At 68.7% G+C, this 16922-nt stretch carries 18 protein-coding genes and 7 pseudogenes; 16 read left to right on the top strand and 9 right to left on the bottom strand.

Annotation, left to right across the window (positions count from 1 at the left end; translation table 11 throughout):
* Nucleotides 1–29 precede the first annotated feature (29 nt).
* The gene (gene aspA / locus O1G22_RS42625; protein WP_270086212.1) at nt 30–1454 is read left to right on the top strand and encodes an aspartate ammonia-lyase; all 1425 of its coding nucleotides are present in this window, start codon (nt 30–32) and stop codon (nt 1452–1454) included.
* A gap of 214 nt (nt 1455–1668) precedes the next feature.
* Here aspA and O1G22_RS42620 read toward each other — a convergent pair whose 3' ends face one another.
* A complete protein-coding gene (locus O1G22_RS42620) occupies nt 1669–2094 on the bottom strand; it encodes a Ku family protein (RefSeq protein WP_270086211.1) in 426 nt (141 codons plus the stop codon).
* Between the two features lie 156 nt (nt 2095–2250).
* On the opposite strand from O1G22_RS42620, the gene O1G22_RS42615 reads away from it, so the two are divergent.
* Nucleotides 2251–2424 (top strand): NucA/NucB deoxyribonuclease domain-containing protein, encoded by a 174-nt coding sequence (locus O1G22_RS42615; RefSeq protein WP_270086210.1) that lies wholly within the window; start codon nt 2251–2253, stop codon nt 2422–2424.
* 151 nt (nt 2425–2575) lie between these two features.
* Here O1G22_RS42615 and O1G22_RS42610 read toward each other — a convergent pair whose 3' ends face one another.
* Nucleotides 2576–3070, bottom strand: coding sequence for a hypothetical protein (locus O1G22_RS42610; protein WP_270086209.1), 495 nt, complete (start codon nt 3068–3070; stop codon nt 2576–2578).
* A 448-nt stretch (nt 3071–3518) separates the two neighbouring features.
* Here O1G22_RS42610 and O1G22_RS42605 point away from each other — a divergent pair.
* Nucleotides 3519–3602 (top strand): annotated as a pseudogene (locus O1G22_RS42605) (DUF3761 domain-containing protein); the annotation flags it as partial.
* Nucleotides 3603–3810: 208 nt separating this feature from the next.
* Here O1G22_RS42605 and O1G22_RS42600 read toward each other — a convergent pair.
* Nucleotides 3811–4074, bottom strand: coding sequence for a hypothetical protein (locus tag O1G22_RS42600; protein WP_270086208.1), 264 nt, complete (start codon nt 4072–4074; stop codon nt 3811–3813).
* 246 nt (nt 4075–4320) lie between these two features.
* Between O1G22_RS42600 and O1G22_RS42595 the strand changes: the two genes are divergently transcribed.
* From O1G22_RS42595 to O1G22_RS42585, 3 genes and pseudogenes are all read left to right on the top strand, one after another.
* Nucleotides 4321–4737, top strand: a complete 417-nt coding sequence (locus O1G22_RS42595; RefSeq protein WP_270086207.1) for a DUF3592 domain-containing protein — start codon at nt 4321–4323, stop codon at nt 4735–4737.
* A gap of 293 nt (nt 4738–5030) precedes the next feature.
* Nucleotides 5031–5866, top strand: a pseudogene (locus O1G22_RS42590) (phosphotransferase family protein); the annotation flags it as partial.
* A 95-nt stretch (nt 5867–5961) separates the two neighbouring features.
* Nucleotides 5962–6402: pseudogene (locus O1G22_RS42585) on the top strand (transposase); the annotation flags it as partial.
* A gap of 126 nt (nt 6403–6528) precedes the next feature.
* Here O1G22_RS42585 and O1G22_RS42580 read toward each other — a convergent pair.
* Nucleotides 6529–7709 (bottom strand): IS3 family transposase gene (locus tag O1G22_RS42580; RefSeq protein WP_270083773.1). Its coding sequence is split into 2 segments (ribosomal slippage): nt 6529–7422 and nt 7425–7709, totalling 1179 coding nucleotides; the frame shifts between segments, so codons are not numbered across the junction.
* On the opposite strand from O1G22_RS42580, the gene O1G22_RS45075 reads away from it, so the two are divergent.
* Complete coding sequence (locus O1G22_RS45075; protein ID WP_428986465.1) at nt 7602–8390, top strand: SMI1/KNR4 family protein; 789 nt, start codon at nt 7602–7604, stop codon at nt 8388–8390. The two genes, O1G22_RS42580 and O1G22_RS45075, sit on opposite strands and share 108 nt — an antisense overlap.
* 54 nt (nt 8391–8444) lie before the next feature.
* Here the strand turns inward: O1G22_RS45075 and O1G22_RS42570 are convergent, their stop codons facing one another.
* The gene (locus tag O1G22_RS42570; protein WP_270086206.1) at nt 8445–8888 is read right to left on the bottom strand and encodes a large conductance mechanosensitive channel protein MscL; all 444 of its coding nucleotides are present in this window, start codon (nt 8886–8888) and stop codon (nt 8445–8447) included.
* A gap of 300 nt (nt 8889–9188) precedes the next feature.
* Between O1G22_RS42570 and O1G22_RS42565 the strand changes: the two are divergent.
* From O1G22_RS42565 to O1G22_RS42555, 3 pseudogenes are all read left to right on the top strand, one after another.
* Nucleotides 9189–9512: pseudogene (locus O1G22_RS42565) on the top strand (transposase); the annotation flags it as partial.
* Between the two features lie 58 nt (nt 9513–9570).
* Nucleotides 9571–9738, top strand: a pseudogene (locus O1G22_RS42560) (DDE-type integrase/transposase/recombinase); the annotation flags it as partial.
* Between the two features lie 443 nt (nt 9739–10181).
* Nucleotides 10182–10301, top strand: a pseudogene (locus tag O1G22_RS42555) (HAD-IB family hydrolase); the annotation flags it as partial.
* A gap of 36 nt (nt 10302–10337) precedes the next feature.
* On the opposite strand, the gene O1G22_RS42550 reads toward O1G22_RS42555, so the two are convergent.
* Entirely contained in the window at nt 10338–10901 is a 564-nt protein-coding gene (locus O1G22_RS42550; RefSeq protein WP_270086205.1) for a hypothetical protein, read from the bottom strand.
* A gap of 306 nt (nt 10902–11207) precedes the next feature.
* Entirely contained in the window at nt 11208–11717 is a 510-nt protein-coding gene (locus O1G22_RS42545; RefSeq protein WP_270086204.1) for an ArsI/CadI family heavy metal resistance metalloenzyme, read from the bottom strand.
* An 82-nt stretch (nt 11718–11799) separates the two neighbouring features.
* Between O1G22_RS42545 and O1G22_RS42540 the strand changes: the two genes are divergently transcribed.
* Genes O1G22_RS42540 through O1G22_RS42525 form a run of 4 tightly spaced genes read left to right on the top strand, consistent with a single transcriptional unit; the run spans nt 11800 to nt 13866 of the window.
* A complete protein-coding gene (locus tag O1G22_RS42540; protein WP_270086203.1) occupies nt 11800–12183 on the top strand; it encodes an ArsR/SmtB family transcription factor in 384 nt (127 codons plus the stop codon).
* Nucleotides 12180–12941 carry an aquaporin gene (locus O1G22_RS42535; protein WP_270086202.1) on the top strand — a complete coding sequence of 254 codons (762 nt, stop codon included), beginning with the start codon at nt 12180–12182 and terminating at the stop codon, nt 12939–12941. Before O1G22_RS42540 ends, O1G22_RS42535 begins: the two co-directional genes overlap by 4 nt.
* On the top strand, nt 12941–13360 hold the full coding sequence (locus O1G22_RS42530) for an arsenate reductase ArsC (RefSeq protein ID WP_270086201.1): 420 nt from the start codon (nt 12941–12943) through the stop codon (nt 13358–13360). Before O1G22_RS42535 ends, O1G22_RS42530 begins: the two co-directional genes overlap by 1 nt.
* A complete protein-coding gene (locus O1G22_RS42525; RefSeq protein WP_270086200.1) occupies nt 13357–13866 on the top strand; it encodes a GNAT family N-acetyltransferase in 510 nt (169 codons plus the stop codon). The genes O1G22_RS42530 and O1G22_RS42525 overlap by 4 nt, the downstream gene beginning before the upstream one ends.
* Nucleotides 13867–14146: 280 nt before the next feature.
* Here O1G22_RS42525 and tpg read toward each other — a convergent pair whose 3' ends face one another.
* Nucleotides 14147–14587 (bottom strand): telomere-protecting terminal protein Tpg, encoded by a 441-nt coding sequence (tpg, locus tag O1G22_RS42520; protein WP_270086199.1) that lies wholly within the window; start codon nt 14585–14587, stop codon nt 14147–14149.
* 11 nt (nt 14588–14598) lie between these two features.
* On the opposite strand from tpg, the pseudogene O1G22_RS42515 reads away from it, so the two are divergent.
* Nucleotides 14599–15028, top strand: a pseudogene (locus O1G22_RS42515) (transposase); the annotation flags it as partial.
* Between the two features lie 25 nt (nt 15029–15053).
* Here the strand turns inward: O1G22_RS42515 and O1G22_RS42510 are convergent.
* On the bottom strand, nt 15054–15599 hold the full coding sequence (locus O1G22_RS42510; protein WP_270086198.1) for a hypothetical protein: 546 nt from the start codon (nt 15597–15599) through the stop codon (nt 15054–15056).
* Nucleotides 15600–15738: 139 nt separating this feature from the next.
* Between O1G22_RS42510 and O1G22_RS42505 the strand changes: the two genes are divergently transcribed.
* Nucleotides 15739–16788, top strand: coding sequence for a helix-turn-helix transcriptional regulator (locus tag O1G22_RS42505; RefSeq protein WP_270086197.1), 1050 nt, complete (start codon nt 15739–15741; stop codon nt 16786–16788).
* Nucleotides 16789–16922: the final 134 nt, after the last annotated feature.

The raw sequence follows: 16922 nt of genomic DNA, 5'->3' as shown, positions 1-16922 counted from the left end.
GGGGCCGGCGGTGATGGCTAGGAGCTCAGATGGCACGGAACACACGCATCGAACACGACCTGGTGGGGGACAAGGAGGTCCCGGCCGACGCCTACTACGGAGTGCACACGGTGCGGGCGGTGGAAAACTTCGCGATCACTGGTTCCACCATCTCCCAGTTCCCGGAACTGATCGTCTCGCTGGCTGCGGTCAAACAAGCCGCAGCGACAGCCAACCGCGATCTGGGCCTGCTGCCCCAGGACCTGGCCGGGGCGATCATCGCCGCGTGCGAGGAGATCCGCGGCGGGCGGCTCGCCGACCAGTTCGTCGTCGACCCCGTCCAGGGCGGGGCCGGCACCTCGACCAACATGAACGCCAACGAGGTCATCGCCAACCGGGCCCTGGAGATCATCGGCCACCCCCGCGGCCACTACGAGGTCATCCACCCCCTGGACCACGTCAACCTGGGCCAGAGCACCAACGACGTCTACCCCACCGCCGTCCGCCTCGCCCTCGTCGCCTCACTGCGCCTGCTCGACGACCGCCTGGGAAAACTGGCCGCCGCCTTCACCGCGAAAGCAGCTGAGTTCAGCGGCGTCCTGAAGATGGGCCGCACCCAGCTCCAGGACGCCGTCCCGATGACCCTAGGCCAGGAATTCACCGCCTATGCCGTCATGATCGAAGAGGACCGCCAGCGCCTCACCGAAGCCGCCGCCCTGCTCCTGGAGTCCAACCTCGGTGGCACCGCCATCGGCACCGGCATCAATGGCCACCCCCGCTACGCCGAACTCGTCTGCGCCCGCCTCGCCGAGATCAGCGGCGAACCCGTCCAGCCCGCGGACAACTTCATCGAAGCTACCCAGGACTGCGGTGCCTTCGTCCAGCTCTCCGGCGTCCTCAAGCGAGTCGCCGTGAAGCTCTCCAAGACCTGCAACGACCTGCGCCTGACCTCATCCGGCCCCACCGCCGGGCTTGGGGAGATCAACCTGCCTCCCGTCCAGGCCGGATCCAGCATCATGCCGGGCAAGGTCAACCCGGTGATCCCCGAAGTCGTCAATCAGGTCGCCTTCGAAGTCATCGGCAATGACCTGACCGTCACCATGGCCGCCGAAGCAGGCCAACTCCAGCTCAACGCTTTCGAACCGGTCATCGCCTACAGCCTGCTGCGCTCCCTCGCCCACCTGCGAGCCGCCTGCGACACCCTCACCACCCGCTGCATCCCCGGCATCACCGCCAACCGTGACCACCTCCACGACAGCGTGCACCGCTCTATAGGACTGGTCACCGCACTCACCCCGCACATCGGCTACGCCGCCAGCACCAGCCTCGCCCGCCAGGCCCTGGCCACCGGCCGCCCCATCAAGGACCTCGCCGCCGAAACCGGCATGCTCACCATCGCCCAACTCGACACGATCCTGCGCCCCGAACACCTCACCGGGCACTCTGCACAGGCAGCAGCAAAAGTCAGCCCATGACCCTGGCAAAGAGCCCGCCGGGAACTACAGGCCCCAGCAAGCACCGCCAGCAAATAAGCGGTCCCCACAAGCGTCGGAGAGCGCCTCCGCAGGCCCAAACTCAACCCGTCAAAACGATCAGAGGTTGAGAAACACGCTCTTTTAGATCCTCACCACGCTGTCGGCAAGGAACGGCGGTCCGCAGCAACTCTCCTTCCGTCGTCCTGCGGCGATCTCAGCGTGCGCCCGGATCAGGGCCCGGGCGCGGACGCCAGGGCCTCGCCGCCGTTCGGGCCGTACCCCGGGCTGGCGACGGTGTTCCCCCGGCCTCGCCGCGCTCGGCACGGGCCTCGCGTACGGACTTCCGGAGTGCGTCCATCAAGTCGACCAGCTGCGAACGCCGGACCGGCTCGGCCGGACCGGCGAGCTGACGAGTGTGGAGCTTGGCGTCGACCAAGGCTGCAAGGGCCTGGGCGTAGCGGTCGGTAAGGCCGGGGATCTCGGCGAGCGCGTCGACACTGCGGACCTCAATGAGGTCGAGAGCGGCGGCCAGTTCCTCCACGTCGACCACAGCGGTGCGGGAGGGGGAGTCGTCGGCCGCCTTGGTGAAAGCGTCCTGGAGGTGGCGCAGTCGCTCGGCCGTGAGATCGAGGGCTTCCACGTCCGTGCGTGACTCCCTCAAGGCCCGTAGCGCGGTCAGGTCGACCGCCTCCCGGGGGCCGGCGTCTGGCTCCTGGTCGCCGTGCCCGGGGGGCGGCGGCCGGGGGTGCGAGCAGCTGCTCTGGCATCGCCGCCTGCTGGTGCGCGGCAACGTCGTATGCCCGGCCCCGCACGCCGGTCACGCGGCTGCGGGATCGGAACCGCGACACCGCGCGCGGCCTGCCAGGTGGAGTGGCCGAACTACTCCAGCCAGGGCAAGGACTGCGACGAATACCCCTTCAGCACCACGGAGGAAGGGGCCTACAACTCGGGCGGGAACTTCTCCGCATGAGCCCTGACGAGCCGTGACAACCAGAAGGCCGGCTCCCAGCTCTCCGGCTGGTACAACGATGACCGGATCCTCGACGGTGACGCCTTCTACGTGAACGTGAAGTAGCCGTCGCCGGCGGGGCGGGCAGCACGCTGCCGCCCCGCCGGCAACCTCAGGTCCACAGCTGGATCACGAAGCGCTCGAAGAAACGGTAGGCGTCTAGATCTTCCGCGGGGTCCTCCTGCCGAGGACCCACCCATACGAGCACCTGGTAGGGGCCCGGACCGGCGAGCTCATACTCCTCCGACTGGGGCTCCTGCTTCAGACTGACCAACTGGATCCACCCGGACTCGAAAGAGATGCTGCCCGGCTCCCCCAGGCTCTGGAACCCCTCTCCCGACGGCGTATCAGGCAGCGAGTCCCACACCTCCACCCGCACCCTGGCCCGCTGGTCCTCCAGATCCGACGCGACCACCACAGAGCCCTCGTGGGCCAGGAACGCCGAATTGTCCGGGAGCTGCGAGAACGTCTCCTCCCGCTCCGGATCGGTGTCGACCAACGCGAACAGATGCCGCTCCACCCGCACCACCGCCGAGAACGACGACTCCAGCAACCCCACTTCACCCTCCCACCGCTGAACGCCGCGCCAGTATCCCAACAGCAGCATGGCGCAATTGCGGTGACCGTCCGGCCGGGCGCACAAGCCGCCCAGCACCGGCGCAGGCAGGCCGCCTGGTCGGGCTGCCTGATTCTGCCAGGGCCCGCTGTTGTCGGGGCGCCCGCGCCGACGCGCCCAGTTTCGGCAGGCAGCCGCAGAACACACTGCACCGGCTTGCCCGCCCGCTCTCCAGCGGCAACTGGACAGCAAAGTCGTTCAAACCACTATAAAGTCCCGCTGCACTCGCTCCACGTCAAAGGGGGGAATCCTTTGCGCGCACGTCTTGCCGCCTCGCCCGTCTGCTGTCGCCCTCGCCGGTGTCTTCTTCAGCGCACCGGCCGCGTCCGCGGCGTCCCTGCCGACCACCAACACAGCCCACCGCTGCATCCACCACACCACCGGGCTGTGCGGCTGGACCCACCACCAATAGCCCAAGGACAAGTACGAGACCGCGAACTGCAAGGACGCTTCCGTCTCGTACTCGCGGCACTCGCAGGGCACCTGCTCCCACCACCGCAGCGTCCGCTACTGGTTCAAGTAGAACCGCGGCCCACCGGCCGGGCTCGCCCGTCTCGCCCCGTCTTCCGGCCTGCGTGGTCCGGGCGGCGGGGCGTCGTGCATCGTCGAGCGCGCGGTAGTCGCTGAGGTGTCGAATCCGTCGTCACGTTCCGGCAACAACTGCACCCGTTCCGTGATCAGTTGTCACTGTGGCCGCTCGCAAACCGCACTACCGAGGGCCTCGTGCGTCGCTATCTCCTGCCCGTGTCCGCCGCCGCACTGCTGCTGACCGCCGCCTGCAGCAGCGGAAAGCCCGCGCCGAGTGTCGACGGCGGCGTCCCGGTCGGGAAGCGGGCCGCATCTCCTTCAGCGTCGCCCTCGGCGAGCGCGCTGAATCCGGCCGACGCGCCGATGGTGACCTGGTGCCACGAGCACCCGCTCTCGGATCTGTGCACGAGCGCCGGGAGTCCCGAGCCCAGGTTCACGTACCCCACTGCCGTCGTCAGCAGCAACATGGAAAAAGCGATGAAGTACTGCTTCGCGCATCCGGAGAGCTGTTTCCCCAGCCCTAGCCGGTGACCGCCGACGCAGGGGCGTCGACGGTTTACGCTGCCGCTGTCCCGCCATAAGGGTGCTCGGGACCGCCGGGCCTTCGAACAGGCCCGGCACCGGGATGCCACTGTGGAAACTGGCACGCCGGCATCCGGCGTCCCATCAACTGTCAGTGCCCACCAAGCGGATTGGCGGACACAGTGCTTCAAATGATCTTCGTGGTGGCAGCAATGCTGATGGCCACCTTCGCCGGACGGCTCGCGCTCGTGGCGGTCCGGACGGTGCGGCTGCATCGGCACGGCGTGCGGACCGCCGGATCCGTCATCAGTATCTGGGAGGACACCGACCGCGATGGCCCGCCCCAGATGCTTGCGCAAATCGGGTTCGACCTCCCTGACGGCCGTCGTGGGGGGTGGATCCACATCCCGGCTCGCCGCCGGGGCGGCGCGCTCCACGTCGGGGATCGTCTCCCCATGCTGTACGACTCGCAGCAGCCATCGAGGGCGCACGTGCTCCCAGATGGCTCACCCCGCCTGCTGGTGACAGCGGGAGTCATGGCCACGCTCGCGCTCAGCGCCGTCGGCTTCGCCTGCTTCCTGCTCGGGCTAGCGTCCGTAAGCTCCTGACCGGCCAACAGGTGCCGGAAGATCTCCGCGACCGGACTGGGCAGCCCGGTCATGGCCTCTCAAAGCAGCCTGACCCCGGCACCACCACGGCGGGCCGCCCCATCGGGGCGGCCCGCTACGTGCGCGTGACCACGGCACCCGCCATCGACCTGCGCCGCTACGGACGCGACGACCTGCCCGACATCCGGCAGAACCTGCTCGCCCAGCTTCCCCACCCACCACTTGCACGCTGACTTGCGGACAGGCCCGTAAGGGTTCGCGCGTGCCGCCGTCCGGGATGATGAGGTGGCACGGTGACCAATCATGATGAGGCGGCGACTGTCCGACCGTTGACACTGGCCCGGGTGCGCCGACACCTGGAGGCCGGCGAGCGGATCGTCGGAGCCGAGGCGCTGCACGGCGGCGCCACCGCCGACATGCGGAGGCTGACCATCGGCACGCGGGACGGAGGCACCGGCACCTGGTGCTGCGCTCCTTCGTCGCCCCGACCCGGCAGGGGCCGACCGAGGACCTCCTGCACAGAGAGGCCGACGCCCTGACCACGCTCACCGGCACCGGCGTGCCGGCTCCCGGACTCGTCGCCGTCGACCCGACCGCCGCGCACTGCGAGTACCCCTCGCTCCTCATGACCCACCTACCGGGCCGGACGGTCCTCGACGACGAGGGGCTGGAGACGCGCCTGCCCCTGCTGGCCCGTCAACTCGTGGCGGTCCACGCGGTGCGGCCGGCCGTCCGGCCCCGGGAGTACGTGGCGCTGACGACCGCCGACACGGTCGTGACCCCCGAGGGCGCCGACGCCGCGGTCTGGGCCGCCGCCATCGACGTGATCCGCAAGCCCGCGCCGCGCTACGAAGGACGGTTCCTGCACCGGGACTTCCAGCCCGGCAACGTGCTGTTCGCCCTGACGCCCGAGTACCCGGCCGGTGCCGCCGGTGCCCGGATCACCGGCGTCGTCGACTGGGCGGCGGCTTCCTGGGGCCCGGCGGACCTCGACGTGGCGCACTGCTCCACCAATCTCGCGCTGCTGCACGGCCCGGCGTGGGCCCTGCGCTTCACCGAGGCGTACCAGGAGGCCGGCGGGATGCTGGCCGCAGCCGCGGACGAGCGGCTGTACTGGCAGGTGCGGGAGCCACGGGTCGTCGTGGTCCGCGCCGTACACGCGGCCGCGCAGCAGTTGCTCATCGCCGTTCATCCGTCCAGCGTTCCAGTCGCCACTGACACAGGCCACTGCACCGTCAGCGGCCCGGCGCGGCGGCGGCGCCGACGCCACCGCTCGTGGTTTCCCTGACCGGCGGCAATCGGCATGACGTCACGCAACTGATTCCGCTGTTGGACGCGATACCCCGGATCCGGGGACTTCGTGGCCGCCCGCGCAACCGACCCAAGTGCCTCTTCGCTGACCGCGGCTACGACTTCGACAAGTATCGCCGTCCGCTATGGCAACGAGGGATCAAGCCCCTCTTCGCCCGTCGCGGCGTTGCCCATGGGTCCGGCCTGAGCCGCATCCGCTGGGTGGTAGAGCGGACCTTCGCCTGGCTGCACCAGTTCAAACGCCTGCGGATCCGCTACGAGCGGCGGGCCGACCTCCACCAGGGCCTGCTTGAACTCGCCTGCTCCATCATCTGCCTGCGACGCTTTCGAAAGGCTGTCTGCCCCCAGCAATAGAATCCCTGCGCATGACGTCCCGTCTGCACGGCACTTCCACATCGCCCCGCCAACAACAGCATGCCGAACCCAGTACCGACGAGGGTGACGACAAGGGACTGCTGCATGATCGGGTGACAGCGGGGTTTATGCAGCCACAGCTGCGGGTGGGGTCATGATGGTCTCGTACTCGACGGGGGTCAATCGGCCCAGGCGTCGTTGCCGTCGGCGCCGGTGGTAGGTCCGCTCGATCCAGGTGACGATCGCGATCCGCAACTCCTGGCGGGTGGCCCAGACGCGGCGGTCGAGGACGTTCTTCTGCAGCAGTGCGAAGAAGCTCTCCATTGCGGCGTTGTCGCCGGCGGCCCCGACCCGGCCCATTGAGCCGACCAGGCCGTGCCGGGTGAGGGCTGCGGCAACCTTGCGGGAGCGGAATTGCGATCCGCGGTCGGAGTGCACGATGCATTCAGCAGCGGGGCCGCGGCGGGCGACGGCGGACTCCAGCGCGGCCACCGCGAGGCGGGACTTCATCCGGGCGTCGATGGAATAGCCCACGATACGGCCGGAGTACACGTCCTTGACCGCGCACAGATACAGCTTGCCCTCGCCGGTCGCGTGCTCGGTGATGTCCGTGAGCCACAACCGGTTCGGCCCGTCCGCGGTGAAGTTCCGCCGTACCAGGTCATCGTGGACTGGTGGCCCGGCTTTGGCGTTCTTCCCGCGGCCCCTGCGTTTGCCGAAGGCACTCCACCAGCCGTTGTCCCGGCAGATCCGCCAGGCGGTCCGCTCTGCCATCACCTCACCAGCGGCGCGGGCCTCGTCGAGAAGGAAGCGGTGCCCGAACTCGGGATCGTCGCGGTGCGCGTCGAACAGGGCGTTGGCCCGGTATGCCTCGGTCAGTTCGGCGTCGGTGGCGGGCCGGGCCAGCCACCGGTAGTAGGGCTGGCGGGCCAGCCCGAGCACCCGGCACGTCACCGCCACCGGCACCCGGTAAGGGGCATCGGCGGCGGCCAGCTCGCGGACGAGCGGGTACATCATTTTGCCGGCAGGTTCGCCTGCGACAGATACGCCGCAGCCCTTCTGAGCACCTCGTTCTCCTGCTCCAGCAACCGGATTCGCTTGCGGGCCTCGCGCAGCTCGGCCGACTCACCCGACGTCGTTGCGGGCCTGACGCCCTCATCGGTCTCGGCGCGGCGCAGCCACTTCGACAACGTGATCGGGTGGACGCCGAAGTCGGCGGCGATCTGTTCCAGCGTGACGCCGGGCTCGCGGTTGCGCGCGACCCGCACGACGTCCTTGCGGAACTCCTTCGGATACGGCTTGGGCACTGCAACATCCTTCCAGGCCGCTTCTCAGCAAGCCAGGTCAGGTGTCACCAAACCCTGCAGCAGTCCCGTTCGGCAGATGTTCCCCTGACATGGATCGAGGAACACTTCGGTCGAGAGCACCTGAAACACATTCAGGACCAGATCCGCTCCCACAGCAGCGACGGGACGATTCAACTCAAGGCGCACACCGAGGAAGTAGCGATCTACTTCGCAGACGCTCCGCGTGGGCCGTTGTTCCCGCCGGTCACACCAAAGGAAGTCGATGCCGCCGAGAGCATCATCGGGCGCCCGCTACCGGAACTCCTCCGCCGGATCTACACCGAGGTCGGCAACGGCGGCTTCGGGCCCGACGCCGGCCTGGCCTCTGTGACCGGCGGCCAACGCGCATCAGGGCACCTGACCGACTGGCCCTGCTCGGTCCTCAGACACGAATGCAACCGTGCGGCGGGGCTACCCACGTCGTGGCTGTACCTGACATCGGGAGGCTGCACGATGGAGTGGCACGTCTCGCTGCTCGCAGCCGACAATCCAGTGCTGCTCTATGACACGGACGGCTGGGTGCCGAGCTGGGGCGAGGATCCCCATGCCGGCCTCCGGTACGCGACCGCGTCGCTGCGGAAGTGGCTGTGGACTTGGGCGAACGGTGGCGAAGTCTGGGCTGAAGCACTCAGCCTCGCGTGACTGATACGCAGTTTTGCCCTCGGTCCCCCAGGCTCGTCATTCTGAAACGATCAGTTACTGGTGTTGCGCCGTGCCCGCCGCAGGCTGCTCCGTCCCGCAGTACCGACACTTGCCGGCAGCGGCGGGAACGTCCTCGGAGAGGCAGGCGGGGCACGTCTTCACCGCACCGGGCTCCTTGAAGGCGGCCACACCACGCCGGGCCTGGAACTTCTTGTACGGCACGACGATCAGGAAGTAGACGACGGCCATGAAGATGATGAAATAGATGACCGCCGAGATGAACGACCCGATGTCGAGGAACGTCGCCTTGTTCCCGGGACGCCCGAGCTGCCACCCGAGGCCGAAGTTCCGGCCCCCTTGCGCCCGCGCGATGATCGGGTTGATCACATTGTCCGTGAACGACTTGATGAGGGTACTGAACGCCAGTGCGACGATCAGCCCGACCGCCACGACGACGATATCGCCCCGCATCAGGAAGTTCTTGAATCCCCTGAGCATCGTGTCTCTCCGCGTCGGCGCCGATTTAACTGACTGATCGTCAGAACGTTAACCGCCCTGCACGGTGAGGCGAGGGCGTGACGCGCGGGAATCACGACATCCAGTCCGACAACGCACCACTGGACGGCCGGTCCGTCCTACGTGCTGGTAAGACTGGCAGTGATGGGTTCCGTCCAGGGAAGTGGCGTACGGGTTCGACACGGCTGGAAGGGCAGGTACGGTCGACGAAGCCGGTACGCCGGGCGGACACCGGGATCCCGGCCAGCCCCCCGGTCAGTGGATCCAGCCCGAGCAGAAAGATCAGTGGAGCAGGGCCAGAAGCCGATGTCGCTGGTGATAACGGCCGGACAGCGTGGTGACTCCCCGCAATTCCAGGTCGTCCTGAGTCGCATCCGGGTACCCCGAATCGGGCCGGGCCGGCCACGCACCCGTCCGGACAAGGTCCGCGCGGACAAGGCATACGGCTCCCGAGCGAACCGCGCTTACCTGCGCCGACGCAAGATCCGCTGCACCATCCCGCAGAAGCGCGACCAGATCGCCAACCGCAAGAAGCGAAGCTCTCACGGCGGTCGGCCGCCGAAGTTCGACAGGGACGACTATCGGGCGCGCCATGCGGTGGAGTGCAGGAACTCCGCAGTTCACAGACCCGCCCAGGCAAGGCCCACAAGCAACGCCCAGCATCAGCAACAGGATCGTGGGCTACTCCATCGATGGGCGGATGAAGTCCCGCCTGGCCGTGGCCGCCCTGGACAATACTGTGGCCCGGCGTGGAGACGTCGACGGATGCATTCTGCACAGCGATCGCGGATCGCAGTTCCGCTCCCGGAAGTTCGTCCGGGCGCTCGACCGCGTCGCGGATCTGCGCGACCCATCCACCCGTTCGCGGACCCATTCGGCCGAATGAAGTGGTCGTCCAACTTGGGTGACAAACGATCCAACTTCGATGTCAGAGGACATCGCCAATTGGTGTAGCCGCTCGGGCCCGGGCCTGGGCCCCCGCCTGGCTGTCATCGGTAGTCAAACCAGATGGCTCCACCAAATGCGCTGCTTGCGCCACTGATCACGGCTAGTAGCTGGTACGGCACGCGCTCGACAACCAGGTGTACCCCACCCCAGTGCAGTTCGAGGAAGGGACGTGGGGATCGGCTCTCTGCGCTTCGCGATGCCATGGAGGCCTCCGACTCATCGGGGATGCACTCCACACGGTCGCGAACGATCCGTGACTTCCATGGTGTACCCGATAGCCCTCTCAGACAGACCTGCGCGCCCCCTTACGCCGGATGGTGGGCTCCCATGCCCGGGAACGTGGAACGGCACTCCTTGCCCCGCGCAGCAGTCTTCTTTTACATCTGGACAAGACGATCATTGCGAAGTCGCACGCTCACCTTCAGCAAGTCCTTCTACCAACGCGGCTGATCAACCGCCGAGTCTCAGGTCCCTTACAGTCCCTTACAGGTCTTCTCCCAGGCGCTGAGGGCCTGGGAGACAGCGGAGCGTGAGGCCAGCTTGTGCCGGAGCGCGTCGTGCGAATGCTGCGCTACGACCGGGTGCGGGCGAGGAACACGGCCAAGGCGCCGACGACTTCGGGCTCGGTGGTGGCGAGCCCGAAGCCGCGAACGCCGGCTGGTCGATGTCGGCGCCGGGGACCAGGCGGGCCAGTTCGTCTCGCACAGCTTCGTTCCCGTCGCGGGGCTCGGTCTGCTCCAGCGCGCCCAGCTCGCGCAGCGCCTGGAGCTCATCGGTGCGGGCCGCGATCCGGGCGGCTTCGCGCAGCTCGGCTTCCCGCGCGTCGGCGGCCATGGCGTCGGCGGCAAGCTCGGCCTGGACGACGACGTCGGCGTCCGGAGCGTAGACGGTGCCCGGCGCCGCGACGGTGAGCAGCTGCTCGATGCGCTCGCACGGCGCCAGCTCCGCTCTGCGACGGACGTCGTCGGCCAGGTCCTCGTGCTGCGAGTCCTGCTGCACGTCGAACCGGGCTTCCTCGACGGCCAGCGCGACGGCGCTGGCGTCCATGCCCCTCCGCCCGGCGCCATACGACGCGGCGCCGACGCGGGCGTGGTCGACCGGCTTGCGGAGCTCGGCAACGCGAAGGGCGAGCGGGCGGCGGGTACCGCCGCCGAGCGGCCACATCCTGGTCAGCTTCGGCCTCGTATTCGCAGCGCGACTCGGGAGCGGGCCGCCGCCAGAGCGCTGTACGGCGGCCCGCCGAATAGTTGTGACTGAGCAAGCTACTTGGCCCCACTGGCCAAGTACCGCACTCAGTTCGGACCTCGGTCCCTGGCGGCTTTCACCTACCGGAAGGGTGCGGGAGCGCCCTGGTCAGCTGCCGCAGGCGCATCCGGCGACGGCCTTGGCCTCGGCCGGCGTCTGGGCCGGGTCGACGGCCTGCTCGTCGGGGGTGCAGCAGGCGGTGGTGCCGCAGCAGACATCCGGCGCGCCTTCGGTGCTCTTGCCCAGGGTGTCGGCGTCGGCCTTGACGACGTAGACCTCCCACGGCTCCTTGCCGGGGCCGGTGACCCAGACCTTGTCCTGGAGGGCGTAGCAGCAGGAGGTGTCGTTCTCCTCGAAGGTGGCCAGGCCGGCGTCCTTGAGTCGGTTGGTGGCGGCGTGGACCTGCTCGGTGGAGGCAACTTCCACGCCGAGGTGGTCCAGGCGGGTGTCCTCGCCGGTCTCGCCCTCGATGAGGACGAGCTTGAGCGGGGGCTCGGTGATGGCGAAGTTGGCGTAGCCCGCGCGGCGCTTGGCCGGCTCGGTGCCGAACAGCTTGGAGTAGAAGGCGATCGAGGCTTCGAGGTCGGCGACGCGCAGGGCGAGCTGGACACGGGACATGGCGGTCTCCCAACGACTTGTTTCGACGTCTGTCGATATAGCCGACCTTGCCACCGGATTAGATAACTGTCAACATAGAGAAATGTCGAAACAAGCTGGTCTGCCGGTGCTCGGACAGGACGACGAAGCGGCGTGCTGCGCGCCGATGGTCCGCGAGCCGCTGGGTGAGGAGTCCGCGGCCGAGCTGTCGCGGATGTTCAAGGCGCTCTCCGACCCAATCCGGCTGCGGCTGCTGTCGCTGATCGCCTCCCACGAGGGCGGCGAGGCGTGCGTGTGCGACCTCATCGGCCCCTTCGATGTCTCCCAGCCGACCATCTCCCACCACCTGAAGGTGCTGCGCGAGGCCGGGCTGGTCGGCTCCGAGCGGCGCGGGACCTGGGTGTACTACTGGGTGCTGCCCGAGGCCCTGGCGAAGCTGTCCGCGCTGCTGGAGATTCCCGCCGTGTCCGCGAAGGCCCCGGCGTGAGCGCGCCCGCGCCGCTGGTGCGACGGGCGGCGGTCGAGGGGCTGGGGACGGCCGCGCTGGTCGCGGTGGTGGTCGGCTCCGGGATCCAGGCCACCGAACTGACCCACGACGTCGGCACGCAGCTGCTGGCCAACTCGTTGGCCACCGTCTTCGGGCTCGGCGTGCTCATCGCCTTCCTGGGCCCGGTGTCCGGAGCGCACTTCAACCCCGCGGTCACACTGGCCGCCTGGTTCACCGGCCGGCGCACCGGCGACGGCCCCGACCTGCGTGACGTCGCCGCGTACGTGCCCGCCCAGGTGGCTGGGGCGATCGCCGGTGCGGTGCTGGCCGACGCCATGTTCGGCAAGCCGTTGGTCGCCTTCTCCACCCACGACCGTTGGGCCGGGCACCTGTGGCTGGCGGAGGTCGTGGCCACCGCCGGGCTGGTCTGGCTCATCTTCGGCCTGACTCGCGCCGGCCGCGCGCACTTGGCGCCGCTGCTGGTCGCCTCCTACATCGGCGCGGCGTACTGGTTCACCTCCTCCACGTCCTTCGCTAACCCGGCCGTCACGATCGGCCGGGCGTTCACTGACACCTTCGCCGGCATCGCCCCCACCTCCGTGCTGCCCTTCCTCGCCGCGCAGCTGATCGGCGCCGCCGCCGGTCTCGGCCTGGTCGCCCTCTGCTTCGGCCGCCCGGCCACCGCGGGCGAGGTCGTCGTCCCGCACGCCGGGCAGCAGCCCACCACCCGTTCCGCCGAAGAAAGCGCCCTGGCCTGATGAGCACCTCCGCCGTTCCCTCCGTGCTGTTCGTCTGCGTGCACAACGCCGGCCGGTCCCAGATGGCAGCCGCCTTCCTCACCCACCTCGGCGCCGACCGGGTCCAGGTCCGCTCGGCCGGCTCCGCCCCCGCCGACACGGTGAACCCGGCCGTCGTGGAGGCCATGGCCGAGGTCGGCATCGACATCTCCGCCGAGACCCCGAAGGTCCTCACCGCCAAAGCGGTGCAGTCCTCCGACGTGGTGATCACGATGGGCTGCGGCGACGCCTGCCCCTACTTCCCCGGCAAGCGGTACCTCGACTGGCAGCTCGAAGACCCCGCCGGGCAGGGCGTCGCCGCAGTTCGGCCGATCCGCGACGAGATCGAACAGCGGATCCGCGGCCTGCTCGCCGAACTCGACATCGAGCCCGCAGCGTGACGCCCGCCGAGACCGGCGTGCGCATTGCGCCCCTGCGGCCGGAGCACGCCGCACAGGTCCTCGCGATCTACCAGCTCGGCATCGACGAGGGGAACGCCACCTTCGAAACCGCCGCGCCCACCTGGGAGGCGTTCGACGCCGCCAAGCTGCCCGACCACCGCCTGGTCGCCCTCGATGAGGACGGCCAGGTCCTGGGCTGGGCCGCCGTGGTGCCGGTCTCCGACCGGTGCGCGTACGCCGGCGTCGTCGAGCACTCCGTCTACGTCCACCCCGACGCCCGCGGCCGCGGGGTGGGCCTGGCCCTGCTGACCGCCCCGCTCGCCTCCACCGACGCCGCCGGCATCTGGACAGTGCAATCCGGAATCTTCCCCGAGAACGGCGCCAGCCTCGCCCTGCACCAGCGGGCCGGCTTCCGCATCATCGGCACCCGCGAACGGATCGGCCGCCACCACGGCACATGGCGCGACGTCGTCCTCGTCGAACGCCGTAGCCCCGTCATCCGCTGACCGTCCGCACGCTCAGGCCATGCCCCCGCTGCGGCCAGCTATCACGCACACCGGCCAACTAGCGTACTCAAGGGCCAACTATCTCGCTCAGTCACAATAGTTTTATAGCAGTCCCTGAATTCGACCGTGTCAGAAGAACCGGAATTCTATGGACTGAACGTGCGTGAAATCCGCACGCAGGCCAGCGGCTCGGGTGCCCCATGCCGTGAAATACGACTCGGTGATGGCCTCAGCAACGATCGGATGCAGGTCATCCTCCGTCGCGCCAGCTTCCTGTAGCTCAAGGATCTGCTTCGCGTAGGTGGGTGAGATGGGCGTGGTGATGGTGCGCTCGCGGCCGTCGTCCGAGCTGCCTCTGCAGGCGAATCCGGAAGTACGCCGTCACCTCCACCATCATGCCGCTGGAGATGGCTGCCTGCTCGCGTACTTGGGCTCTGACCTGCGGTTGCCACTCGGATTCGGTCTCCTCCACCAGAGCGGCCTGGAGGCGCTTCTGCGGGGTCGTAAGCTTCCCGGCACGATAGCGCTCGACCGTCCGGCGCGAGACGCCCAGGCGATCCGCCAGGGCCTGGGTGGACCCCTTCGCCCGCGTGAGGAGGAATTTCACCTGAGCCTTTGCGGATTTCGGCGCGGGCCGGGTGAACACCTTCCGCTCCGCCCGTGCGAGGGCTTCCAGGACCTTGCCGCGGCGCGGGGCCAGCTGCTGCTCGTCATCGCTCATGCCTCCAGAGAGTCATATCGGCACTGCACCGCCGCCACCGGGCGATCGAGTTCAAGAAGTTCCTGATCCGGATCGACAAGGCGGTGCCGACCGGACTCGACGTGCACCTCGTCTGTGACAACTACGCCACCCACAACACCGCCGAGATCAGGACGTGGCTCGGCAAACACCCCCGCTTCCACGTCCATTTCACCCCCACCGGCTCCTCTTGGATGAACCAGGTGGAGCGGTGGTTCGGCCTGCTGACCGACAAGCTCATCCGCCGCGGCGTCCACACCTCCGTGAAAGCACTGGAGGACGACATCACTGCGTGGATCAACACCTGGAACGAGAACCCGCGGCCCCTTCACCTGGACCAAGACAGCCGACGAGATCCTCAACTCCCTCGCCGACTACCTCACCAAGGTCGGAACCACCGGCCAGAAACCAGAGCAGAACTAACCCTCAGGATTTCTGGCGCATCACACTAGCCGAGGTCGTCGCAGAGGTTGTGGATAGTGCCGTGCACGAGCGTGACGGTCTTGAATCCCGTCGCGCTGAACTCGATCCGGTAGACGCCGTCGATGGTGTAGAGGCCGCGCGGCAGGTTGCTGGAGCCCGCGGGCAGGCGCGCGATGACCGGCCCGACCACGTGCCAGACCATTGAGCCGTCAGTACCGTATTCGATCACAGCGCTGCCACTGGCGTCCACGAGGGCGCTCGCGCCGGTGGCGGCGTTGCTGACGTTGAGGAACAGCGCACCGGTAGCCAGCTGCCGCTTGGGCTTGCCGTCCGGGTAGGTCTCGACGACCTTCGTGCGCACCTGGTTCACCGTCACGTCCCAGTGCACGGGGAAGTCGCACAGCAGCCCGGCGGGCGCGTCGTATGACGGCGGGATCGCCTCGGGCATCCAGCCGTCGTGTGACGCGGCAGACGGCGCGGACCCCGCGTCGGCGCTGCTCGCGGCGGCGGACACCGTGCCACCTGCGAGTAGGGCGGAAACGGACAGGGCAACCACCAGGAATCGACGCACGAGTACTCCTAATCCTCTGCTTCTGCTTACTGATAGTGAACGGCAGGGCAATGACTGCCCGGCCGGGTTTCACTGTCCGCCCCCGGATACGCGGCGCATATCCCTAGACCTAGGGGGAGCCGGTTGCGATACTCCTGCGGTGTCCCCCGCGCCCGCGCCGCTGCTCGTCGCCCACGCCGCGCGGCAGGCTGCCGCACGCGCCGACAGCCTGGCCGACCTCGGCGGCGAGCTGGCCCGCCAGCTGCACCGGCTCGTGCCGCACGACGGGTACATGCTTTCCGGCAAGGATCCGGTCACCGGCGTCGGCTGCTTCCTGGTCGAGCACCAGGGCTACAGCTGCGCCCACTTCCGCCGCATCAAGGCGGCCGGGCTGCTCGATCAGCAGCCCTACCCGCCCCGGCGACCCGCCGACCGGCCCACGAGCCGCCCAACTGTCGCGGTGCTGGACACGACGGCCACCGCGCCGCCGGGCATCGTGCCGCTGCTCGACAGCATGGCCGGCGACGGCTGGGGCAGCGAGATGCGGCTCGACCTGGTCGATCGCGCCGCGCACTGGGGCACGCTGATCCTGCTGCGCGAGCGTCGCCGCCCGCCGTTCACCCCGGCCGACATCGACAACGCGCGGCAGGTCGCGGCGCCGCTGGCCGCCTCGCTGCGCGGTTACGTCGGCCGCGCCAGGCCGCATCCCATGCGCACCGCGATGCCGCCCGGCGTGCTCGTCATCGACGAGAACGACGGCCTCGCCTCCGCGACCCCGACCGGGCGCGAATGGCTCCGGATGTGCTTTCCCAACGTGATCCTCGACACGGACGAGGATCTCTCGCTGGCGCTCTGGAACGTCGCGGCCGCCGCCCGCCGCCAGAGCGAGCCCGTGCTCAGCCGCATCCCGACCGGCCACGGCTTCGCCGCGCTGCAGGCCCAACGGCTGACCGGCGCCCGACGCGGCGAGGTGGCCGTCACCATCCAGGCGGCCGGTACCGGCCAACTGCTGCCCGCGGTCGCCGCGTGGTACGGCCTCACGCCCCGGGAACGCACGGTGATCGACCAGGTCCTGGACGGCCGCTCCAGCAAACAGATCTCCCACACCCTCGACCTGTCGCAGCACACGACCAACGACCATCTCAAGGCCATCTATCGCAAGATCCGGGTGAACGGCCGCGACGAGTTGGTCGCTACTCTCTCCTGCTAATACTCCAGTCTGGTTTCGTGATCTATCCGGTGGGCTCGTCGGCGGTCCGTTGTCGGGAGTGGTTGCGTCGGGCTGTCGCCTGGTGGTGTCTGCGCCAGATGGACCAGGGCGAGCGAGTGTCATCTTTCCGGCAG

It is taken from the genome of Streptomyces camelliae (assembly GCF_027625935.1).
In the GTDB taxonomy this organism is placed as follows: Bacteria; Actinomycetota; Actinomycetes; order Streptomycetales; family Streptomycetaceae; genus Streptomyces; species Streptomyces camelliae.
The sequence above is the reverse complement of the archived record's forward strand: the minus strand, read 5'-3'. Positions and strand labels throughout refer to the sequence as shown.